Source organism: Gilvibacter sediminis (genome assembly GCF_028561565.1).
Classification (GTDB): domain Bacteria; phylum Bacteroidota; class Bacteroidia; order Flavobacteriales; family Flavobacteriaceae; genus Gilvibacter; species Gilvibacter sediminis.
The window spans coordinates 460412-484294 of sequence record NZ_JAQQTE010000001.1 but is presented as its reverse complement, the minus strand read 5'-3'; the positions used below and the strand labels follow the sequence as shown (position 1 = coordinate 484294).

The following is a 23883-nucleotide window of genomic DNA, read 5'->3' as shown; positions in this document are numbered from 1 at the left end:
AAATTGTATTGGAAAAGTTCAGTCAATGGGTGTGTAAAATAGATTATTAACCTTAACAGCAGCCACTTTTGAAAACTCTAGCCGACATTAATTTTGAAGATAAAAAGGCCGTGATCCGCGTGGATTTTAACGTGCCGCTTAATGACGAATTTCAGGTTACAGATACCACTAGAATTGAAGCAGCAAAACCTACCATCATTCACATTTTAGAAGCTGGAGGAAGTTGTATACTTATGTCGCATTTAGGGCGCCCCAGTGGACGTCAAGAAGAGTTCTCACTACGTCATATTGTAGATACGGCTAGTGATATTTTAGGGGTTAATGTCAAATTTGTAAACGATTGTATCGGGGCAGAGGCAGAAGCTGCTGCGGCAGATTTAAAGCCCGGTGAGATCCTTCTTTTAGAGAATCTGAGATTCCATGCTGAGGAGAAGTCCGGAGATGCAGAGTTTGCCAAAGCTTTGGCGGGCCTTGGAGATATCTATGTCAACGATGCCTTTGGAACTGCGCACCGCGCTCACGCATCTACAGCGGTCATTGCACAGTATTTCCCAGAGTTAAAATGCTTTGGAAATCTATTGGCCAAAGAAATTGAGAGTGTTGATAAGGTTTTGAACAACAGTGAAAAGCCGGTAACTGCAATTTTGGGTGGCGCCAAAGTATCTTCTAAGATCACCATCATTGAAAATATCCTAGACAAAGTTGACCATTTGATCATCGGTGGAGGAATGACATTTACCTTCATCAAAGCGCAAGGCGGGTCCATTGGTGAATCTTTAGTGGAAGACGACAAAATGGAGCTGGCGTTAGAGATTTTAAAGCAAGCCGAAGCTAAAGGCGTAGCTGTTCATTTACCATCAGATGTTTTGGCTGCAGACGGCTTTGCCAATGATGCTCAGACCCAAATATGTCCAATTGATGCTATTCCAGATCAGTGGATGGGCTTAGACGCAGGCCCTTCAACACGTGAGGCCTTTGCCAATGTGATTGCCCAATCCAAAACCATCTTGTGGAACGGACCTGTTGGGGTCTTTGAAATGGAGAGTTTTGCCAACGGAACAATTTCCTTAGGAAATGCCATTGTTGATGCCACAGAAAATGGCGCTTTTTCACTAGTTGGAGGAGGTGATTCTGTAGCAGCGGCCAAGCAATTTGGTCTTGCAAAAGGTATGAGCTATGTTTCTACTGGAGGTGGTGCTATGTTAGAGATGTTAGAAGGGAAAACGCTTCCTGGAGTTGCCGCGATTTTAGATTAACTATAATTTAAGTCTTTTAAGCAACCTTTTTAATATCTTGAGACTAGTTAGTATTAACCAAACTTGAGATATTATGAAGAAAACACTACTCTTCTTGGCTGCATTTGCGGCTGTAAACCTTTCAACCGCACAAGTTGAATTAATCAGTAACGGTAGCTTTGAAGATGGCGCTTTAGGCCCATGGACCATAGCTGCTGTTGGTTCAACCGATGGAGGCCCAACCAGCTGTACTGAGAACTGGCGCGTACAATCCAATTCCTTTGATGTTTGCGGATTTGTTGACGATATAGACCCTACAGATGGTTCTTTTGCGGCCTATACTTCTTTTGATGGAAACACAGAAAATACCGAGTGGATCTTAGAGCAAATGATCACTATTCCTGCAACTATTGTCGCTGCAGATTTTTCCTTTGATTTTGCCGCTAATTTTGACTTCACTCTGGGGGCAGAAATCACCATTCCACGTCAGTTGAGAATTGACCTATACCGTATGGACGGAACTCCATTTTCTAACTTTTGGTTAGATGATTTCATTGATCCAGTAGGATTAAGCGTAAGCTATTCAGAAACTGTGGACGTAAGCGGACTGCTTTCTGGAATTGAAGGACAAGATGCTTTTATTCGTATTACTGCGTCGATTCCAGAAGTGGCCACAGGGCCTTCCAAAGCAATGTTGGACAATGTTTCTTTTATAGTGGATGATGGCCTGAGCGTTGACGAATTTAGTTTGGGTACCACATTAAGTGTGAGCCCAAACCCATCCAACGGCGCTTTTACCCTTACTAACAACGGTCGTGATCTTATTCAAGGAGTATCGCTTTATGACATTACCGGAAAGCGACTTAAGGATTGGACCTTTAATCAAGGAGGGAAAACGCACACCTTGAACGCTGACCTTCCTAGTGGAGTTTATCTGCTGAAGGTCTTCTCGGAGTCCAGCGCAGCCACCAAGAAATTGATCATTCAATAAAACACAAACCCGCCAATTGGCGGGTTTTGTACTTTAATAGGGCAAAGAAACGTTAAACAATTGTGTTTGCCAGTGCGAATACTTAATTTGCAAAACCTTATGAGAGCCCTTTCTGTTTGCTTTTTATTACTTTTCTTCGGTCACAGCGGCCTGCTTTTTGGTCAAGAGAATGACGACCCCAGAACCGACCTTCCTCGAGATACCATTCAGGTGGTTGATACCTTAATGACTACCGTAAATCAAGGAGATTTTAGTTCCGTGGAGCTTTCTACAACGACTAAAGATTCCGTTGTCTTTGCATTGAAGGACGACCCGATGGCAAGCAGAATGGACAGTCTTTGGCTCAGCGAGCTCGCCAATAATGATCTCTACCAAGAGCTTTATACAACAGTTACCGATCTGGATTACGAGCCCGTTGAATATGAAGAACTTCCCACGGAGGTCTTAAAAGAACGCCTGGAAGCCATTGATGCTAAAACGCCTTTCAATGTGGAATACAATCCGCAGTTGGAAAGTGTGATCAAATACTATTTAAAGAATAGACGCCGATCTATGGGAAGGCTTATGGCTCGCGCCAATTACTACTTCCCGATGTTTGAAGAGGCCTTGAACAGACATGAGATCCCACTAGAACTGAAATATTTGGCCATAGTAGAATCTGCCTTGGACCCTACTGCAAAATCACGCGTTGGAGCCACTGGGCTTTGGCAATTTATGTTCACCACAGGAAAGATCTATGATCTGGACGTGAGTTCTTATGTGGACGAACGTTCAGACCCGCTTATGGCCACTGAGGCTGCTTGTAAGTATTTGAAAACGCTTTACAATTCCTTTGAAGATTGGGATTTGGCTTTAGCTGCCTATAATTCAGGCCCAGGAAATGTTTCTAAGGCCATTAGACGCTCTGGTGGTTATACCAATTATTGGAACATTCGCGGGAACTTACCGCGTGAGACTGCCGGTTATTTGCCGTCTTTCTTAGCTACCATGTATCTTTTTGAATATGCTGATGAACACGGCTTTAAACCCACAGAACAAAGCACTTCATACATAGCAACAGATACTGTAAAGGTCAAGCAACTCATCACTTTAGAGCAGGTCTCTAGATATACCAATGTTCCCGTGGAACAATTGCAGTTTTTGAATCCGAGTTACTTCTTAGGGATCATTCCCGTGGTAAAAGATGAGGATTATGTACTGCGTTTACCCGTGCAGGCCATTGGTCCCTTTGTAGCCAATGAGGATGCTATTTACGGTTTGGCTACGGAAGAGATCGCGCAACGCGAAAAGCCCTTGCCGGAGTTTGTTGCTCAAGATGCAAAGATCCGATACCGCGTACGCAGCGGAGATTACTTAGGAAAAATAGCCAATAAATACGGGGTTAGAGTATCCCAAATAAGGCGCTGGAACAATCTGAGAAGTGACAATTTGAGGGTAGGTCAACGCCTGACCATATATCCCAGAAACCCAGGCAGAGCGCGGACCAGCTCCGCAGCTACTACAACGACCAACAGTCAAGGGGCTAAGGTCTACACGGTGAAGCAAGGAGACTCTCTTTGGAGCATTGCTCAAAAATTTCCTGGAGTTAGTGTGGAGAATATTAAATCTTGGAACGATATTAGTGGTACTGCTTTGAAACCCGGAATGAAACTAAAGGTCTCAAAGGGGTAAAAAAATCAAACAATGAGAATACAATACTTTTTAGCATTGCTGGGCGTGCTTGTTTTAGCCGCTTGTACTAATTCCGAAAAAGAACCGGCGCGTATCTACGCCGAATCCAACGGAAACATCAACAACTTGCAAATTGTAATGAGCAATGACCTTTGGGAAGGCCGTGTGGGAGAGGCCGTGAGGTCTGTTTTTGCCGCACCTGTAGACGGTTTGCCACAAGATGAGCCTATGTTCAATATGAATCAGATTCCACCATCGGCATTCTCTGGTTTTGCCAAGTACAACCGCACCTTTGTTCAGTTCTCTCAATCAGACAGTACTTATGTGCGTTACGCGAACAATCCTTATGCAAAGCCGCAGTTAGGCGTGTTTGTAGGGGCTCCAGATAAGGAAGGGCTTATCAATACGCTCAATGAAAAATCAGAAGATATTATTGCGGCCATCAAGGCAACTGAAATTGCTGAGAAACAACGTCGAATCAATAAATCCTTAATGAGTACGGCACCACTTCAAGAGAAGATGGGGGTGAATATGTTGATCCCTACCGCTTACCGTGTGGCCAAGGAGGAAGATAATTTCTTGTGGATCCGCAAGGACATTCGCACCGGGAGTTTGAACATCATTGTCTATGAGGTAGGATTAGACGCTATTGACCCTAACGGCGAGGTGATCAACAACATCATCAAACTGCGCGACTCTATTGGTGGAGACAATGTCACTGTTGATGAGGGCGGACGTTTTATTACCGAGGAGGCCTACGCTCCCTTTATTTTTGAGTCAGAGATCGACGGCAAATTTGCCTATGAGACCAAGGGTACGTGGGAAGTCCGTGACAAATGGATGGCAGGACCTTTTGTGAACTATGCCATTAGAGATGAGGCCAACAATCGCTACTTGATCGTAGAAGGCTTTACCTTTGCACCGTCCATAGATAAACGAGATTACCAATTTGAACTAGAAGCGATCTTAAAGTCGCTCAAGTTTGAGAACAAGTCATAAAAAAAGCCGCTTCTAAAGCGGCTTTTTTTATATATCTAACTCGGGATTATTCTTCGATCTTTTTGTTGGAATCGTCCTCCTTAGAGGCGTCTTTAAACTCTTTGATTCCGCTTCCTAATCCACGCATAAGTTCTGGGATCTTACGGCCACCGAAAAGAAGCAGTACAACTACTGCGATCAATACAATTTGCGGCCAACCGATTGCCAAAGGAATGAAAAGTGCGTTCATAGTCATTGAATTATTAAACAAATGTAACAAGAATTCGTTAGAAATAGCGTTTTTATACCAACTTTAGCACCGAGTAGTACCGTTTAATTATCTTTGCCTCTAAGGTCTGGTTTCATGAACAAGAAAGAATCTAAAAGACAGCGAATATCGCGCAAGTTGTTGCATAAATACCGTTTGGTAGTGCTCAACGACGACACCTTTGAAGAACGCTTCTCTTTTAAACTGAATCGTTTGAACGTCTTTGTTTTTTCGGCCTTTTTTGCACTATTTCTCATTGGGATCACCACGCTGATCATTGCCTTTACACCTTTGAGAGAATACATTCCTGGGTATTCATCAACAGCTTTAAAGAACAAAGCAACAGATCTGGCCTACACCACCGACTCTTTGCAACAAGTAGTGGCCATGAATGAGCAGTATATCGCCTCCATTAGACGTGTATTAAGCGGAGATGTGACCACGGTGAATTTCAATCGCGATTCTATTTTAGAGGCGGCCAAAGTGGATATTTCTGAGGTGGACCTCAATCCATCCAAGGCAGATTCGCTCTTGCGTGACCAAGTGGAGCAGGAGGACAAATACAACATTTTTGAATCGGACAATCAAAAAAACTTTGTGTTGTTCCCTCCAGTGAACGGTACTTTGACCGATGCTTATGATCCCAACAACAAGCACTTTGCTGTAGACATAGTAGCCGCAAAGGACGCTCCGGTAAAAGCAGTTGCAGACGGAACCGTCATCTTTGCCAGTTGGACCACTGATACAGGTTACGTGATGATCATTGATCACGGAAACAACCTCATATCAGCCTATAAACACAATTCTTCCTTGAGTAAAGAACAAGGAGATCTGGTCTCTTCCGGAGAGGTGATTGCCATTGTGGGAAATACCGGTGAGCTCACCACAGGGCCTCACTTGCATTTTGAACTCTGGAGCGATGGTTACCCCATTGATCCCTCACAATTCATTGATTTTGACTAAGGTCTTATGTCGTTAAAATCCTTTGCAGCGAAAATATTGGCCAAACGCGTAAAACGCGGCATAGATCGCTGGGCTCAAGCACCCAAACAAACTCAATTAGCAGTACTTCAAAACTTGGTTCAAACGGCAAAGAACACCCGATTTGGAATGGATCATAATTTTGAAGCCATCCAAACTCCAGAAGACTTTGCGGCTCAGGTCCCGATCCGTGATTACGAAGCCTTGCGCTCTTATGTGGATGAGGTAGTGGCTGGAAAGCCAGACATTCTATGGCCGGGCAAGCCTCTTTATTTTGCCAAGACCTCGGGAACCACCTCTGGAGCTAAATACATTCCGCTTACCAAGGAATCCATGCCAGAACATATCAAGGCAGCTCGCAATGCGATTCTCTGTTATATCGCAGAGACGGGAAATGCTGATTTTGTAGATGGAAAAATGATCTTTTTGCAGGGAAGTCCTGAAATGGATGAGAAGAACGGCATTAAAATGGGGCGCCTATCTGGGATCGTTGCGCATTATGTGCCGAGTTATTTGCAAAAGAACCGAATGCCGAGTTGGGAAACCAACTGCATTGAAGATTGGGAAACCAAGGTTGATGCTATTGTGGAGGAGACCATTAAGGAGGATATGCGGGTTATAAGCGGAATCCCTTCTTGGGTACAAATGTATTTTGAGCGTTTGATAGAGCAAGGAGCTAAACCGGTCGGGGAGCTGTTTCCTAATTTTAAGTTATTCATTTACGGCGGAGTCAATTTTGCACCTTACAAAGCGCGTTTTGAGCAGCTCATTGGGCGGTCTGTCCCGAGTATTGAACTGTTTCCTGCTTCTGAAGGATTCTTTGCTTTTCAAGACAGTCAAAACGAGAAAGGAATGCTGCTTTTGCTCGATGCGGGTATTTATTACGAATTTGTCAAAGCCGAGGACTTCTTTAAAGACAATCCCAAGCGCATCCCTGTTTGGGAAGTGGAGCTTGGGGTGAATTATGTCATGCTCATTTCCACCACCGCAGGCATGTGGGGGTACAATCTGGGAGACACTGTGCAGTTTACCAGTTTAGCGCCTTATCGAGTGATTGTTTCTGGGAGAATTAAACACTTTATATCAGCTTTTGGCGAACATGTCATTGGTAAAGAAGTGGAGCAGGCCATGAAGAGCGCTATTGATAAATTCGGATTGCAGATCAATGAATTCACGGTAGCTCCGCAGATCAATCCAGAATCTGGACTGCCTTATCACGAGTGGTTGGTAGAGGCAGAATCCTTGCCGGATGACCTATCAGAGATCGCCGCTTGGATTGACCGAGAAATGCAAGCCCAAAACACCTATTATCTGGATCTGATTGAAGGATCAATCCTGAGAACCCTTGTGATAAGCCCATTAAAACCAGGTAGTTTTAAGGCTCATATGAAGAGTAAGGGAAAGCTGGGCGGGCAAAACAAGATCCCTAGACTGTCCAACGATCGTAAAATAGCCGACGCCCTTTTGAGCCTGCAAGGCTAATTTCTGTATCTTTGAGACCAAAATCGGTATGGCAGTTAATTCAACGCTAGAACGAACCAGAGCCCAAGAAAGTACCGCGGCCATTGAGCGCATGTACATCACAATGCGTCATTTATTCAACCGCGGCTTCTACAAACCCATGGGAGTTTCTGGGGAAACACTTCGAGATTCATTATTAACCCTTCAACCAGAGATCTACGGCTCCATTGCTGATGAGAAAATAGAGCTCAACGGGCTGTTGTATGTCATGGACCGCCTTCCTTATGGCATTGAGGAATGCAGTTATATCAATTTGACCAGCAATGAAGGTTATGCCAACTCACACTTTAAACCGATTGTACCTGCCAAGCGCCGCAGAAACTGTTACCGAATTGACAAAGAGCAGATGAACATTGAGGTCACTCGTGGCCGCTCTGAGATCTATGACATCCTCACGCACTTGACCTTTCTCTATATTGAATCGCACAAGATCATGGAGCGCGTTTTGATCGATGATGAAGGAGAATACATCCGCGACTGGAAGAAGGTAGAAGAGGCTGTTGCGAAGAACTCCAAGCTCAGTCAGGTAGACAAGGAGATCGCCATTACGCATATTGCAAACATTCTTGGACGCACTTTTGAAGAGGTAAGCAATGTTTATTCCCGCTTTAGCTGCAAAGAAAACCCGAATCGCTTCATCAGCATCATATATTATTTAGGAAAGTTGGCCTTAGATGAGCATCTAAACAACAGCAAACGTCTTATCACCTTTTCTCCGGTATTGCGCGAACGTCTCGGACATCACATCCACGGCGAGCGATGGGCAGATAACATCAAAAAAGAACTCTTCAATAAAGAATGGTTAGACCGCCCAATCCACATCATCAGTGCTAATATGCACTCGGTGATGAATACCTTGTACGCCAAACGTGCTTTACCAACAGAATTCACTAAAAAATCTTCGCTCGAAGTCTATCAAACCTTAAGCAAGGAAGAGAGTAAAACCCATAGAGCCAAGGTCTTTAAACAGGCGCAAAAGGAGGGGATGATCTACTTGAAGGACAGTAGCGGGACCAATATTGACGTTCAGATCTTTGATACTTCAGCCCATCCGGACTTTAAGAAAACTGATTCTGACGCAACCTCAGCGGCAAATGAGCATCCAATTATCGTGGTTATGGATTACGCCTTTGGCGAGCAGGCCTATGAAACCATGGATGAATTGCTCAAACCCTATCAATGTGATAAAGGCAAAAAGCACTTTTTGAACGTGGAGTCCGTTTCTATTATGGGAAAGGCTGGAATTCTAGAAGGGGATAAAGGTGATATTATGATCCCGAATGCCCATATATTTGAAGGAACAGCAGACAATTATCCTTTTAAGAACAGACTGAAAAAGGCTATGTTTGCCGATGACGATGTGAACGTTTGCACTGGAGCCATGATCACAGTTTTGGGAACCTCCTTGCAGAATAAAGATATTTTGCAGTTCTTTCACCAGTCAACCTGGAATGTGATCGGGCTAGAAATGGAAGGAGCACATTACCAAAAGGCCATTCAATCGGCTTCGAGGATTCGGGGTAGTATTGCCAAAAAGGTTCGTGTGAACTATGCGTATTACGCGTCGGATAATCCCTTGAAAACAGGAAGTACACTGGCCTCAGGAGGCCTAGGGACAACCGGAGTAAAACCCACATATCTGATCACAGAAAAGATATTGGAACAAATATTAAGCTAACTAACAATGAGTAACAATCAACAACCACAAGACGAAATAGATTTAGGCTATTTGTTCAGTGCTGCTGGCAAATCCTATAGAAATACGGTACGTCTGGCGTTCTCTGCTATTGATTTTTTATTGAAGTACTGGTATATCGCCCTTATTTTGATTGTGGGTGGAGCTGTTGGAGGCTACTTCTGGCAACAGTCAGAAGCACGCGGAAAGACGGCCAAGGTGATGGTACGTGTAAACTTTGACGGAGCAGGTTATCTATACCAAACCGTAGAGTTGATCCAAAAGAAGATTGATCAAAGTGACAAAGCCTTTATGGAGGCTGTGGGTCTGGATATGGAAGATCCGGAGCTCATTAGCATTGCTGTTACCCCAGTGGTTAGAATGCAAGACATTGTAAGCCGTTTTGAAGACAGCAACCGAAGCCTGGAGTCTGTTTTAAAGAATGTTGAGTTTGAAGAAGATGACGAGTTTGCCTTGTACAAGACCTTTGATACGGATTATAGATATCACACCGTAGAAATTGGTTTTAAGGCCAATGGTAAGGAGAAGATTATTGAGGCCTTAATGGCGTACATCAATAACAATCCAGCCATAGAGCAAATGCGTCAAATGTCTGTAGGTAACTTACAAGATCAATTGAGTTCAAAAGAACAAACGGTCATGCAAATTGACACTTTGATCAAAGAGCTTAGGGATGCTACCAAAAAACAGGGCAGTGGAAGCGGAACTTATATTGTAGAAAAGGATGACGATTTTGACCAACTTATACGTTCTAAAGTGGAAATCCAAAACGAGATAAAACTGCTGCGAGAGGAGCTTATTTTAACCGAGCAAACGGTAGTTCCTATGTCTACTTTAGCGGTTTATCCTTCAGATAGAAGCTTTACAGAGCGCAGAATGATCATGCTCCCTGTACTCTTATTTGGAGGTTTCTGTCTACTGGCGTTCTTTAGATTCATGTATGTACGCTTAAGACGCATTGCAGATGCCCCAGAAGAATAGATCCATATTGGTTACCGGCGGAGCTGGTTTTATCGGCTCCAACTACATAAAAATGCTTTTGGAAGAGAGCGATCACCAGGTGGTCAATCTCGATAAGCTGACCTATGCCGGAGACCTCAGAAACCTAGAGTTTGCTAAGGGCAATACAAATTATCACTTTGTTGAAGGTGATATTTGTGATTCTGAATTGATTCATGATTTATTTCAAGAGCACCGATTTGATTATGTAGTGCATTTTGCTGCGGAATCTCATGTGGATAATTCCATCACTAACCCCGATGCCTTTGTACAAACCAATGTAGTGGGAACGCACCGATTGCTTCACGCGGCCTACACACATTGGATGGACGGTCCAAATCAGGTTAAAGATACCTTTACACATGCTCGCTTTTTGCATGTTTCTACCGATGAGGTTTACGGAACCCTAGGAGATGAAGGCCTTTTTACAGAAGAAACACCTTATGCACCCAACAGTCCGTATAGCGCTTCTAAAGCAGCTTCTGATATGTTGGTGCGCAGCTATTTTCACACTTACGGCTTCCCTGCGGTAACCACTAACTGCTCCAACAATTACGGACCTCATCAGCATAGCGAAAAACTCATACCCACTATAATTAGATCTGCCGTTTCTGGTAAGAACATTCCAATTTATGGGGACGGACAAAACATTAGAGATTGGCTCTACGTAGCCGATCATTGCCGCGGCGTGCATAAAGCACTGCTTACAGGCAGACTCGGTGAAACCTACAATATTGGCGGAAAGAACGAACGCAATAACCTTTACATTGCCAAGTTCATCTGTGAATTATTGGATGAGAAAGCACCGCGAGAAGACGGGCAATCTTATAAAGAACAGATCAGTTTTGTAACTGACAGACCGGGTCATGACTTTAGATATGCCATTGATGCCTCTAAAATAACCACGGAGTTGGGTTGGGAAGCGCAAGAGCATTTTGAATCGGGCATGGACAAAACTTTGAACTGGTATTTAAACCACAAAAACAGACTTGGCCTATGAAAGGGATAATTTTGGCAGGAGGATCCGGAACGCGACTTCACCCACTGACCATTGCTGTGAGTAAACAGCTCATGCCTGTTTATGATAAGCCGATGATCTACTATCCGCTCAGTACTTTGATGTATGCGGGGATTCGTGAGATTTTGATTATTTCCACTCCAAAAGACCTTCCGCTTTTCAAAACCCTTTTAGGTGATGGAAGCCAGTTGGGATGCTCGTTCAGCTATGCCACCCAAGCAGAACCCAAAGGTTTAGCAGAAGCTTTTATCATTGGCGAGGAATTTATTGGGGATGATAAGGTGGCTTTGATCTTAGGAGATAATATCTTTTACGGAAGCGGTCTAAAAGAACTTCTTCAAGCCAATAACAACCCAGACGGAGGCATTATTTATGCCTATCATGTGAATGATCCGCAGCGTTATGGTGTGGTTGATTTTAACGCTGAAGGAAAAGCTGTTAGCATAGAAGAGAAGCCGCAGCATCCTAAGTCCAACTATGCGGTTCCTGGAATTTATTTCTACGACAATCGTGTGGTTGACATTGCCAAAAACATTCAGCCAAGTGCGCGAGGGGAATTAGAGATCACTGACGTCAACAACGTTTATTTACAACAGGGCGATCTGCAGGTTGCCGTCTTAGACAAAGGAACCGCTTGGTTAGATACCGGAACCTTTGAATCTCTCATGCAAGCCAGTCAATTCGTTGAGGTGATTGAACAGCGACAAGGATTAAAGATCGGCGCCATAGAAGAGGCGGCATATGCTATGGGTTATATCGATAAGTCTCAGCTGCAAAAGCTCGCTTCGCCCTTGGTTAAAAGTGGCTACGGCAGTTACCTCATGCAATTGGATTAAATGAAAGTTACTCCAACACCCATACAAGATTGTTATTTGATCACTCCGGATGTGTACCAGGATGAGCGCGGCTACTTCTGCGAAACCTTCCACAAAGAGAAGTTTGAAGCCTTAACGGGAATTGCTACTGATTTTGTTCAGGACAATCAATCACGATCCAAAAAAGGCGTAGTTCGTGGCCTGCACTTTCAAACGGCTCCGCATCAGCAGGCCAAACTGGTTCGTGTGATCAGTGGTCAAGTGCTAGACGTGGTTGTTGATCTGCGCAAAAACTCTCCGAGCTTTGGTCAGCATTATGCTGTCATACTTGATGAGGACAACAAACAGCAGCTATATATCCCGCGCGGATGTGCACACGGCTTTGCGACACTCTCAGACTATTCGGTCTTTGCCTATAAATGCGATGCCTTTTACAATCGAGAATCTGATTCAGGAATTCGCTTTGACGACGCAACCTTCGGGATCGATTGGCGTCTACCCAAAGATCAAATAATTGTTTCTGAGAAGGATCAGAACCTGCCGTTGTTTGATCCAACTAACTTCTAACCATCATGGGCAACCAGCGCATACTTATCACCGGAGCCTCTGGTCAACTTGGACAATGCTTAAAAGCGACCGTTCCGGGGTCTCTTGCCGATCAAGTACTTTGGGCCTCTCGCAAGGAGTTAGATTTGACCGATTCTGAGGCGGTTGGAGCACTGTTTGACACCCATCAATTTGACTATTGCATCAATACTGCAGCCTACACGGCCGTAGATAAAGCAGAATCTGACCGCGATGCAGCCTTTGCACTTAACGCGGAGGCCGTCGGGCACCTAGCAGCGTGCTGTGAAAAGCACCATACGGTTTTGATCCACCCTTCCACAGATTACGTTTTTGGCGGAATGGCCAATGAGCCTTATTCTGAGCAGTATCCGACAGCGCCAATTAATGTGTATGGAGCCTCAAAAGAAGCCGGTGAAGTCGCAATAAAAGAAGCATTGGAAGCTCATTTTATTGTACGCACCTCTTGGCTTTACAGCCCTTATGGGCATAACTTCTACAGATCCATTCGGAAGAAATTAGAAGAAGGAGCGGAACTGACCATTACTACGGATCAAACAGGGACTCCAACCAACGGTTTGGATCTGGCGGAGTTTTTCTGGAAACTCATCTCGGAAAAGGCATCAGATTATGGCACCTATCATTACAGCAATGAAGGTGAAGCGACTTGGTATGACTTTGCTATTGCGATTGCCTCTGGATTGTCAAAAAAGCGAGAGAATCAAGTTGCCTCAACGGAGCATTATGCTACATTTGCAGCACGTCCTGCCTACAGTGTTTTGAGTAAAGAAAAAATCAAGGAGGTATTTGGCGTGAATCCCCAGAATTGGAAAACCAGTTTGCATCAACTAATCAACCATGACTAAAAGCCGTCATTTAATTGTTTTTGGTACTCGTCCGGAGGCTATAAAAATGGCTCCCTTGGTACACCACGCCTTGAAGCAATCCAACTGGGAGGTCAAGGTTTGTGTAACCGGGCAGCACCGTGAAATGCTGGATCAGGTTCTGGAGTTTTTCAACATCCAACCGGATTATGACCTGGCGCTTATGCGTCCAAATCAAAACCTCTACACCCTAACGGCAGATATCATTACAAACTTGAAGCCTGTTTTAGAGGAATTTGCTCCGGATTATGTATACGTCCACGGAGATACCACTACCTCAACGGCCACCGGAATTGCAGCTTTTTACAGCGGCGCAAAAGTCTGCCACGTAGAAGCCGGGCTGAGAACTTTCAACAGACAATATCCCTTTCCAGAGGAGTTCAACAGAACCTTGACCGGAAAGATCGCGGATTATCATTTTGCGCCCACCCCAACATCCGCAGCCAATTTAAAGCGAGAAAACACCGCAGAAGAAAATATATGCATCACCGGAAACACGGTGATCGATGCGCTGTTCAAAGGCTTAGAGATCGTGGAACAGCCTGATTATTCCAATACGGAGATTGCTAGTTTAGAGCAAATCGTAGACCCGAACAAACGTTTAATTCTCATTACAGGACACCGCCGTGAAAATCATGGAGACGGTTTAGAGGCTATTTGCCGTGCACTGAGTACCATTGCAAAAACCTATCCCGAGGCGGAACTCGTCTATCCAGTGCATTTGAATCCGAATGTAAAAGGGCCCGTGAATGAATACTTGCAGGGCATTTCTAACATTCACTTGGTGGATCCTTTGGCGTATCCCGCTTTTATTTGGCTGATGAAGCGCGCCTATTTGATCATTACCGATAGCGGTGGGATTCAAGAAGAGGCTCCGAGTTTAGGAAAGCCAGTTTTGGTAACGCGAACAACAACGGAGCGCCCAGAAGCCGTCGAGGCTGGGACTGTTTTGTTGGTGGGCACCGATGTTGATCTGATCGTGAATGAAACCAAGCGTTTGATGGACGATCCGGCCCAATATGAAAAGCTGAGCCAGTTGCACAACCCTTATGGTGATGGCAAGGCTTGTGAAAGAATTGTTAGTTTTATGAACCAATTGTAAAGATGGCACATAAACCAAAAGTAGTAATGATGGGACTGGGCTATATTGGCCTGCCCACTGCAGCATTGATCGCGAGTCGCGGACTGGAAGTGATCGGTGTGGATATACATCAGCACGTAGTAGATACCATTAACCGCGGGCAAATTCACATTGTAGAACCCGATCTGGACGGTTTGGTGCATCACGTAGTGCACAAAGGGCATTTACGCGCGACTACGCAACCAGAAGAAGCTGACGTCTATTTAATTGCTGTTCCTACGCCATTTAAAGACGACCACGTGCCCGATCTCAGTTTTGTGACCGCTGCTACCGAAAAGATCATTCCAACGCTTAAAAAGGGTGCTTTGGTGATTTTAGAGTCTACTTCACCTGTTGGAACAACAGAAAAAATGCGCGCCTTGATCCACGAGCAACGTCCGGAACTCAATGGCGATGTCTATATGGCCTATTGTCCGGAGCGTGTTTTGCCGGGAAATGTGTTGCATGAACTCAAGCACAACGACCGAGCGATAGGTGGGATTGACGAGCAATCCACCCAAAAAGCCATTGCTTTTTACAAGCACTTTGTGGTCGGAGACCTGCACCCAACCAATGCCAAGACTGCTGAAATGGTCAAATTGGTAGAAAACGCATCGCGTGATAATCAAATCGCCTTTGCCAACGAACTTTCCATGATCTGTGATAAGGCGGGGATAGACGTTTGGGAGATGATCGCCTTGGCAAACAAACACCCAAGAGTAAATATTTTACGCCCAGGAACAGGAGTAGGAGGCCATTGTATTGCGGTTGATCCTTGGTTTATCGTTTCTGAATTTCCAGAGCAGAGTAAGATCATTCGCAAATCCCGTGAGGTGAATAATTTCAAGACCGAATGGGTCATTGAAAAAATAAAGAACAAGGCACTCGCCTTTAAAATTGAGCATAAACGCGAGCCAGTCATTGCCTGTATGGGCTTGGCTTTTAAGCCGGATATTGATGATCTAAGAGAGTCTCCAGCGCTTTACGTTACGGAGACCTTGATCGAAGAAGGACATCAAATTTTGCAAGTAGAACCGAATCTACAAAACGGGCACGGGCGTGAGCTCACTGAGCCTACTGAAGCTGTTAAGAAAGCCGATATTATTGTGTTCCTTGTGGGTCACAAAGGCTTCCGATCCTTGCAGATTGGAGACAAAAAACAGAAATTAGACTTTGTAGGTATGCTCTAAAATCCAGAAGCGCCCGTGCTATTCAATTCAATTGACTTTGCGATTTTCTTTCCAGTATTCTTTGTGCTTTACTGGCTAGCTGCCAAGCAGTTGACTTTGAGAAACGTCCTTATTTTAGGAGCCAGCTACCTCTTTTACGGCTGGTGGGATTGGCGCTTTTTGTTCTTGATCATTTTTAGTTCCTTCGTCGACTTTTTTGTTGGGAAGGCCCTTGGAGAAACCGATAAAAAAGCCAAACGAAAAACACTGTTGCTGGTAAGTTTGATCTCCAATTTGGGGCTTTTGGTTTACTTCAAATACGCGAATTTCTTTATTGATTCCTTTGTACAGAGCTTTCGCTTTTTTGGAGGTGAGATCGAGTCTACGACCTTAGACATCATCTTACCTGTAGGAATCAGTTTCTACACCTTTCAGACCCTGAGTTATACCATAGATATTTACTATGGCAAGATCAAGCCTACCAAAAATATGTTGGCCTTTTTCTCCTTTGTTGCTTTCTTTCCACAGTTGGTGGCAGGGCCTATTGAACGAGCAAAGCACCTTTTGCCGCAGTTCTTTGTCACGCATAAATTCAACTATAGATTTGCGCGCACTGGCCTGCTGTTGATGGCTTTTGGATTGTTTAAAAAAATGGTCATTGCAGATCGTTTAGGGATCTTGGTAAATCAAGTTTATAATGATCCAGAGAGTTACGGAGGGGGAGCATTGATTGTGGCCACCATTGCCTTTGCGTTTCAGATCTACTGTGATTTTTCGGGCTATAGCGATATTGCAATTGGAGCTGCAAGAATACTTGGTTTTGACCTGATGAAGAACTTTGACGCGCCTTATTTTTCTAAATCCATAACGGAATTCTGGAGGCGTTGGCACATATCTTTATCTTCATGGTTTAGAGATTATGTGTACATCCCACTTGGAGGAAGCAGAAAGAAAGAGCTGCGTGTTTACACCAACTTGTTTATCGTGTTTTTAGTGAGTGGACTTTGGCATGGTGCGGCCATTACTTTTGTGATCTGGGGAGCCATACACGGCTTGTTTATAGTGGCAGAAAAAGCCATGAATAATCACGGCTTAAAGGTTTCTAGAAAAGGTATTTTAGGAACTCTTGTGTTTATTCCTTTGACATTTATCATAGCATCTTTTGCTTGGATTTTCTTTAGAGCGAATAGTACCGCAGACGCGTTGTACGTGGCCAAAGGTATTTTTGATTGGTCCAAGCCTACCAATTATTTTGAGTTGGGGCTTGACCAACCCGAATTCTTAGCTGGTTTAGTCGCAATATTACTGCTGCTGATCTTTGATGCAACCCACCGCAGGTTTGGCGCGGTAAAGCTATTGGATAAAATTCCATTCTTCTTCAGACCGGTACTGTATATGGTTATCGTTTTTACCATTTTGATCTTCGGGATCTATGGGGAAGAAGGCGTATCTGAATTCATTTACTTTCAGTTCTAATGGGTCAAAAGTCAAAAATCAATATTGTTCTCTTTGTTTTGCTCCTCGGAGGTGGATTTTGGTATTTAAATCGAGTTTTTGCTACAGATCATAAGTTCCACAATACTAAGGCGGCTTTTGAGCAAACTATTGCAAACAATGAAGTTGACGTGCTGTTCATAGGAAGTTCACATGTTTTTACCTCAACTATTCCGTCAGTCATTGACAAGCATACCAAGAGCAGAAGTTTTAATTTCGGAAGTGATGGATTAAGACTTGAGCTTTCTAGTGTTATTTTAGAAGAAGCCCTTAAATCATGCGCTCCGAAGCTTGTGGCTGTTGAAATTTTTAGAGGGTCTTTGGCAGATATAGAGACTGATGTATCCAAGGGATTTCAATTACGAGCCTTTGATTTTGCATCAAATACTTCTTGGTTAAAGTTTCGTCGCTGCTGGGACATTTACAATTTAAATGAGCTTTCTGGAGTATACTCGCCCTTTTTGCGAAACCACAAAGACTGGTACAAACAAGATTATATTGATTTAGACAGAAGGCTGGAAATTGATCCTTATCTGAATTTTTTTGATAGGGGTTATATGGGAGCTTACAAAACGCTAAATGATAGTTTATCAGAGGTTTATAAAGACTTTAAAATAATAACTCCTGTAGTCAAGAAGGCAGAGAATTTTATTAAGCCAAAACACATAGCAGAATTGGAACTATTGGTTGAACTGTCTAAGAAGCATGACTTTGAGTTATTACTCTATACCGTACCCGACCTGCGATACCCGTGGGTGAACTATCAAATGTATGAGGAGCTAATTGCATTGGCGAATAAATATGATGTGAGATATATCAATCAAAACCAATTTTATGAGCAATTAGATCTAAAACGGTCAGATTTTAAAGATGCAAGTCATTTAAACTTTTATGGTGCATTGAAATCCTCTAATCATTTGGGGCAATACATCAATGAATATTATGATTTGCCAGATCGCTCATCAGAAGCCATGTGGAAAGCAGAACAAGAAGAATTTAACAGCAAGTTGGTATTATTAACAGAAGGCAATCTACTCTATCAAGATTCTACAACCACGGCCTTTACGGAGCAACTCGGCTTTAAAGACCTAAAGCTACACCAGAAGCTGGGTCACTTGCAGCTCAGCTTGGATTTCTTACCACAAAACCTCAGTTTAAATGGAGCTTATATTTTGAGTGTACAAGTATATCCAAAGGCTGGCAAAGAGGATCAATTAGCACCAGTAAGTCAAGAGAAAGGGCGCGCTTTTGACAATCTAACATTCCGTTTAGAAGATCTAAGTATTCCGTTTAATAAGCCCTTAAGGACTACTATAAAAGACATAGAGCGTTTGCGCATTTTCATCTATGATTCAGATGGTTACAAAGGAGTTGTTGGTGAGGCGACTGTTATAAACAAAATAGGTTCTTTCATAGACATTCAATAAGATGAAACGGCTTCTAACATGCTTAATTACAATACTTCTTTTCTGCGGAGCCATTAAGGTCAGTGGTCAAGATACTATACCTTATAAAAAGACTCCCGATGGTTCGTCTTTAAGGATACTGAGTATGCGGGTTAATAACCAAATATCAAATGACGAGATGGCCCCGGCACTTGTGCTTTTATCTGGTGGCGGATGGTTAGACTTCAATTGGTTTCAGCTTAAGGATTTAGCCAGAGACTTATCAAAAATGGGCGCAAGATCCTATGTGGTGGAATATAGAACCAGCACGGAGTTTCCCGGAGCTACACCTCAAGACGCTTTGGAAGATGTTCAGGATGCAATTTTCTTTTTGAGAACAAACGCAGATAAGCTTTATTTAGACCCTGATCAAATTATAGCTATTGGTGCATCCGTTGGAGGTCAAATGGCTTATGCGGCCTGTTTAGCAAATCCTCGAAGTCTCGCTCCATTTTCTCGATATAGACCAAATTTAATTGTGGCCTATTCTCCCGTGATAAGAAATGATAGTTTGGGTTATGGATCTGATCTAATTGGTGATGATGATGTTTCTTGGTTTTCTCCATGGAATGTTTACATGGAAAGTGAGGCGAGAATTGTTCCAAGTATTATATTTTCTGGATCTGATGATCCATTAATTCGCTCAAAGGACTTGAGGACCTTTGCAAATAAGGCTACTGAAAAAGGAGATTCTTTGGAGCTAATTCTGCTCGATGGAGTCGGCCATTCCATGTGGAACGAAGTGCCTACTATTTATGAGGATACTGAACCAAAGATATCCGCCTTTCTTCAAAACAACAGTGTCCAATTCAGCGATTTTCAGAGATCATTTATGTACTTTGTTTTCGGGCTAATAGGGGGATTGACTTTATTTGTCTTATTGTATCGAAGACGTAAGGCTGCAACGCTAAAGAATTAATATTATTAATCCACGAAATTTAAATACAGACTTCAAAGAGATTTTAGCTAAGGGCGGAAAGGCCTTGGCCATACGTATGCTCGGTTTTTTAAGCGGCTATCTGTTCATCTATTTTGTGGTGAAATATTTTGGGCCAGAGACTCAAGGGCGCTTATCGTTGAGCTTTTCGGTGATGATCTTAAGTTCGCTGGCCTGCCGATTGGGAATAGACACGCACTTTGTCAAAGTTTTTGCCTTGCAAGACAATTTGAACAATGCACGCGGCATCTATTTTAAACTGTTGCCCTATCTGATGCTGGCCACCTTGGTGCTGAGTACCGTGATCTTCTTTGCTGCGGATTTGATCAGCCTTAAAGTATTTAAAGATCCAGAACTCACCCCATTCTTGCAGTGGACAGCCCCCTGTGTGATGTTGTTTTCCTTTGTGCTATTGCATGCAGCGATCTTCCGCGGATTGCGCATGAACAGTTTGTACGCTTTTCTTTTCAATGGTGGCCGTTTCTTATTCAGCCTGATCTTTTTCTTTGTCCTGCTGATGGCCTTTGAACCCGATGAGGCTATTGTAGCTGCAATTGCCCATACAGGTGCTGTATTGACTTTGGTTGTCATTAGTCTGGTGTATTTACGCCGTACAGTATTTCCGGTAGTCAAGGAGAGTATGTATCGCACCAAGAGCTTTGTCAAACAATCTTTACCTATGCTTTTAAGCGCTTCGCTCATTGTTTTTCTCGGATGGGCAGATAGTGTGATCCTGGGAATTTTTAAGGACAGTGCTGAGGTTGGTATTTACAGTGTGCTGATCAAAGTAGCCGCCGTGGTGAGTTTTGCCATGCAGGCCACAGATTCCATTTTGGCACCAAAGATCGCCACTGCTTTTGGCAATGGAGAAATGGGCCTATTTAAGCGTATGGTTCGATTTACGGTCTTAGTAAACTCTGTGGTAGCCTTAGGGTTGTTTTTAGGCATATTATTGTTTAAAGGCTTTATTCTGGGTCTTTTCGGGGATGAGTTCATTCCTTTTGCTTGGGCCTTGATCATTTTAGCCGCCGGTCAACTTATTAACGCTATCTTGGGACCTGTGAGTGCTATGTTTCAAATGACGGGTCATCAGGTCTATTGGCAGAATATCTTATTTATCGCATTTATTGTCAATGTGATCTTAAACCTCAGCTTGGTACAATCTCACGGAATTTACGGCGTTGCAACAGCAACGGCAGTGAGTGTGGTACTTTCCAAACTCATCGGAGCCTATTATATTCGCAAAAAAGTGTGGCAACCTTAGCGGGGTTTTTGCATCTATCTTAAAATCATGAGCGAAAGCCGGAAGAAAATCATACGCGTAGATCACACCATAGTCAAGACTTTGGTGGTGCTTCTGGTGCTCAAATTGGTCTTTGCTTATTTGCTTGTGGAAGTAGGCTGGTGGCAGCGCCATCTTATGCCCAATGCCATTAAATTCAATCCATTAGGAATTCCTAAGGAGATCGGTAGAATGATCGAATACCTCATGTTGCCGCTTATGCTACTTTATTTAGCAAAAAACCTCAAATATGCACGTGGCCTATTGCTTAGCTTGGGTATAATAGGGGCCATGCTGCTTTTTAATATTGCAACGGCCATCTATAACGGGATTGGGCTTTTGGACAGTATGGAATATACTTTAAAGCTCGCCGCTCCGGTCTTGTTCTTTTGCGTTTTAATAGTACAGCATCGCAAACACGGCTATAATCTCAAAACGCTATTGTTGGGTCTGTGTTGGCTTTGTGTTGCCCTTACTCTGGTTGGCATTGCCTTGTTTGATCCCTCATACAACCACTGGCGTAATTGGCTTCCGGTATACTTCACGGGACTTCACACGCACAATTACCTCTTGGTTGGAGTCCTAATTGGCATTAGTTACTGGCTTTATTTAAAGCGACAATACCTTACGGTGATCGCAGTACTGTCGGGTGGTTTTCTGTTTTTGAACTTTGGTTATCAAATACGATCAGCCCTAGTATTCCTTCTAGTTTTTATGGGAACCATGCTCTTTAGCATGCATAAGATCTTTCAGCGATTGATCTTGCGTTTGGTGATCTTGATCCCGATTGGCCTGCTGGCTTTCGTACTCTTGTCACCAACCTTTGACTGGAATAAATACTCTTCCGGTAGAATCACCATGTATGAGAAGAAGTACGAGATGCTTTCAAATTACAACGCAGCAGATTTTGCTTTCGGGAAAGGAAAAGGAGCAGACTTTATCACCACCCGCGATTGGTGGTATGACGAGAAAAACTCACACAATGACCTGTTGACCTTCTTAGTAGAAAATGGCTTACCGTATACCTTGCTGTTTTTAGGACTATTGCTCTCGTTGGTCATACAACAGCGAAGGCCTAGACTCCTGGTCATTGGGGTTGTTTTAGGATATTTAGCCACCTCCTTGCTCAGTAATGGAATTACCTTAAGACCGCTCGCGGGCTATATAGTGTTTACGGCTTTAGCCTTTATTCAGGCCTATCCTACTTTAGAGGCAGTGCCTAAAACTGGAGGTGTCAGAATTAAAATCTCTAAAAGAAAGCTTTCCACTTCCAATGAGTAAGACCAAGGTCCTCATCGTGTCCAATATGTACCCCAGTGCAACCAAAAAGTACTCGGGAATCTTTGTCAAGAATCAATTTGTTGAGATTAAGCGACAGGCTGGAGACGATCTAGAAATCTCCATATACGCCATGAAGCGATCCATGACGGGAGCCTTGGGATCTGTTTGGAAGTATTTGAAGTTTTTTGTTGGCTTTACGCCTTTTCTTTTTAGGCGATATCAAGTAGTGCACTTGCATTATTTTGTTCCGTTGATCGTTGCAGTTTGGGCCTACAAATTGTTTCACCCAAAGACCAAATTGATGGTCACCTTTCACGGCGGAGACATCAATGCCCAGGTCAATAAAAAGAATCAGTGGTTGTACCGTCTTTTGGCAAAAAAGATGGATTTAGCCGTTCCCGTTGGGCGCCACGTGGCGGAAAATGTCCACAAAAAATTAGGGGTAGAAAAGCAATTGATCCTGCCTGTTGGAGTTGATAATCGTGTTTTTTATCCAGAAGAGAACCCGCAAAAGCAGTATGATTTTATCTATGTAGGCTCCTTCTTTCATGTGAAGGGTATCGACATCTTTTTCGAGGCTTTAGAGGCTATGGGAAAGCAGGTTCGTTTCTGCGTGGTAGGTAAGGGCCCAGAATATCAAAAAAAGTTTGAATCATTGATTGAAGACGGTTATCAGATCGACCTAAAGATCGATCAGAGCCACGAACAACTTCGAGGCCTCTATAACCAAGCTCGATTTTTAGTCTTACCTTCAAGGTCAGAAGGCTTCCCGACCGTTACCGTAGAAGCAATGTTTTGCGCAACTCCTGTGATCACAAGTGACATACCACAGTTTCTGGAACAGGTTCGTGAAGGCGAGAACGGATTTACCTTTGATAGAACCAATCCGAAGGCGCTCATTGAGCTTATGAAAACGGCTCAGGAACTTTCCGAAGAAAAATACGAACAGATGCAAAACGCTGCCCTCCAATCGTTTCCAGAATTGGCCTTGGAGCGGATTTGTGAACGCTTGATAAAAGAGTACCAATGCTAAAAAAATTCTTCTTTTTCATCTATGTGGTGTTTTTCAAGAACACGCCAGAAGACTATAGGCCTTATGCCTTGTTCTTTCCCGCCTTACGTGCGTTTTTGGTGCGCAACTATTTAAAGAGTTGCGGTAAAAAATTGCGGGTCAAAAAGGGCGCGGAGATCTCACCCAACAGCAGTATTGGTTATGATTCAGAATTGGGCACTAGAAGTATGATTCAAGCCAATGTGACCATAGGAGATCATGTTATTATGGGCCCCGATATAAAGATTTATTCCAGAAATCACAAAGACGATCGTATAGACGTTCCTATACAAGTTCAGGGTAAGCATTACCTCTCAACTAAGATCGGTAACGATGTCTGGATAGGAGCCAATGTGATCATCACCGCAGGAGTCACGGTAGGGAATCACTGTATCATTGCAGCTGGGGCTGTCGTGACTAAAGACGTGGCAGATTACAGTGTAGTTGGAGGTGTTCCGGCTAAGCTGATTCGAATGCGAAATG

Annotated in this window: 21 protein-coding genes and 1 pseudogene; 21 read left to right on the top strand and 1 reads right to left on the bottom strand. The window is 43.5% G+C overall.

The features are described from left to right. Positions 1-68: 68 nt before the first annotated feature. The 4 genes from POW22_RS02160 to POW22_RS02145 all read left to right on the top strand — a co-directional run bounded on the left by POW22_RS02160 (position 69) and on the right by POW22_RS02145 (position 4896). Complete coding sequence (locus POW22_RS02160; RefSeq protein ID WP_272830855.1) at positions 69-1256, top strand: phosphoglycerate kinase; 1188 nt, start codon at positions 69-71, stop codon at positions 1254-1256. A 73-nt stretch (positions 1257-1329) separates the two neighbouring features. Next, positions 1330-2226 (top strand): T9SS type A sorting domain-containing protein, encoded by an 897-nt coding sequence (locus POW22_RS02155; RefSeq protein WP_272830853.1) that lies wholly within the window; start codon positions 1330-1332, stop codon positions 2224-2226. 99 nt (positions 2227-2325) lie between these two features. Then, on the top strand, positions 2326-3897 hold the full coding sequence (locus POW22_RS02150; protein WP_272830852.1) for a LysM peptidoglycan-binding domain-containing protein: 1572 nt from the start codon (positions 2326-2328) through the stop codon (positions 3895-3897). A gap of 12 nt (positions 3898-3909) precedes the next feature. Next, positions 3910-4896 carry a DUF4837 family protein gene (locus tag POW22_RS02145; protein WP_272830850.1) on the top strand — a complete coding sequence of 329 codons (987 nt, stop codon included), beginning with the start codon at positions 3910-3912 and terminating at the stop codon, positions 4894-4896. 46 nt (positions 4897-4942) lie between these two features. Here POW22_RS02145 and tatA read toward each other — a convergent pair whose 3' ends face one another. Continuing rightward, positions 4943-5125, bottom strand: coding sequence for a twin-arginine translocase TatA/TatE family subunit (gene tatA, locus POW22_RS02140; RefSeq protein WP_272830849.1), 183 nt, complete (start codon positions 5123-5125; stop codon positions 4943-4945). A 114-nt stretch (positions 5126-5239) separates the two neighbouring features. Between tatA and POW22_RS02135 the strand changes: the two genes are divergently transcribed. The 17 genes and pseudogenes from POW22_RS02135 to POW22_RS15425 form a co-directional block, all read left to right on the top strand. Next, positions 5240-6106 (top strand): M23 family metallopeptidase, encoded by an 867-nt coding sequence (locus POW22_RS02135; RefSeq protein WP_272830848.1) that lies wholly within the window; start codon positions 5240-5242, stop codon positions 6104-6106. A 6-nt stretch (positions 6107-6112) separates the two neighbouring features. Then, positions 6113-7606 carry a GH3 auxin-responsive promoter family protein gene (locus POW22_RS02130; protein WP_272830847.1) on the top strand — a complete coding sequence of 498 codons (1494 nt, stop codon included), beginning with the start codon at positions 6113-6115 and terminating at the stop codon, positions 7604-7606. A gap of 28 nt (positions 7607-7634) precedes the next feature. Then, complete coding sequence (locus POW22_RS02125; protein WP_272830844.1) at positions 7635-9323, top strand: DUF6909 family protein; 1689 nt, start codon at positions 7635-7637, stop codon at positions 9321-9323. A 6-nt stretch (positions 9324-9329) separates the two neighbouring features. Further along, positions 9330-10322, top strand: a complete 993-nt coding sequence (locus POW22_RS02120) for a hypothetical protein (RefSeq protein ID WP_272830842.1) — start codon at positions 9330-9332, stop codon at positions 10320-10322. Further along, entirely contained in the window at positions 10306-11340 is a 1035-nt protein-coding gene (gene rfbB / locus POW22_RS02115; protein ID WP_272830841.1) for a dTDP-glucose 4,6-dehydratase, read from the top strand. Before POW22_RS02120 ends, rfbB begins: the two co-directional genes overlap by 17 nt. Then, on the top strand, positions 11337-12194 hold the full coding sequence (gene rfbA / locus POW22_RS02110) for a glucose-1-phosphate thymidylyltransferase RfbA (protein ID WP_272830839.1): 858 nt from the start codon (positions 11337-11339) through the stop codon (positions 12192-12194). The genes rfbB and rfbA overlap by 4 nt, the downstream gene beginning before the upstream one ends. After that, the gene (gene rfbC, locus POW22_RS02105) at positions 12195-12740 is read left to right on the top strand and encodes a dTDP-4-dehydrorhamnose 3,5-epimerase (RefSeq protein WP_272830838.1); all 546 of its coding nucleotides are present in this window, start codon (positions 12195-12197) and stop codon (positions 12738-12740) included. It begins immediately after the preceding gene. Positions 12741-12745: 5 nt separating this feature from the next. Next, positions 12746-13603, top strand: a complete 858-nt coding sequence (gene rfbD, locus POW22_RS02100) for a dTDP-4-dehydrorhamnose reductase (protein ID WP_272830837.1) — start codon at positions 12746-12748, stop codon at positions 13601-13603. Next, entirely contained in the window at positions 13596-14723 is a 1128-nt protein-coding gene (gene wecB / locus POW22_RS02095; protein ID WP_272830836.1) for a non-hydrolyzing UDP-N-acetylglucosamine 2-epimerase, read from the top strand. The genes rfbD and wecB overlap by 8 nt, the downstream gene beginning before the upstream one ends. A gap of 2 nt (positions 14724-14725) precedes the next feature. Next, a complete protein-coding gene (gene wecC, locus POW22_RS02090) occupies positions 14726-15931 on the top strand; it encodes a UDP-N-acetyl-D-mannosamine dehydrogenase (protein ID WP_272830834.1) in 1206 nt (401 codons plus the stop codon). Between the two features lie 15 nt (positions 15932-15946). Beyond that, complete coding sequence (locus POW22_RS02085) at positions 15947-17386, top strand: MBOAT family O-acyltransferase (protein ID WP_272830833.1); 1440 nt, start codon at positions 15947-15949, stop codon at positions 17384-17386. Next, the gene (locus tag POW22_RS02080; protein WP_272830831.1) at positions 17386-18831 is read left to right on the top strand and encodes a hypothetical protein; all 1446 of its coding nucleotides are present in this window, start codon (positions 17386-17388) and stop codon (positions 18829-18831) included. The genes POW22_RS02085 and POW22_RS02080 overlap by 1 nt, the downstream gene beginning before the upstream one ends. A 1-nt stretch (position 18832) precedes the next feature. Continuing rightward, positions 18833-19768, top strand: coding sequence for an alpha/beta hydrolase (locus POW22_RS02075; RefSeq protein ID WP_272830829.1), 936 nt, complete (start codon positions 18833-18835; stop codon positions 19766-19768). A gap of 76 nt (positions 19769-19844) precedes the next feature. Further along, a complete protein-coding gene (locus POW22_RS02070; RefSeq protein WP_272830827.1) occupies positions 19845-21050 on the top strand; it encodes an oligosaccharide flippase family protein in 1206 nt (401 codons plus the stop codon). A gap of 27 nt (positions 21051-21077) precedes the next feature. After that, positions 21078-22349, top strand: coding sequence for a hypothetical protein (locus POW22_RS02065; RefSeq protein ID WP_272830824.1), 1272 nt, complete (start codon positions 21078-21080; stop codon positions 22347-22349). After that, a complete protein-coding gene (locus POW22_RS02060; RefSeq protein WP_272830823.1) occupies positions 22342-23382 on the top strand; it encodes a glycosyltransferase family 4 protein in 1041 nt (346 codons plus the stop codon). The genes POW22_RS02065 and POW22_RS02060 overlap by 8 nt, the downstream gene beginning before the upstream one ends. Positions 23383-23720: 338 nt before the next feature. Then, a pseudogene (locus POW22_RS15425) lies at positions 23721-23879 on the top strand (DapH/DapD/GlmU-related protein); the annotation flags it as partial. Positions 23880-23883: the final 4 nt, after the last annotated feature.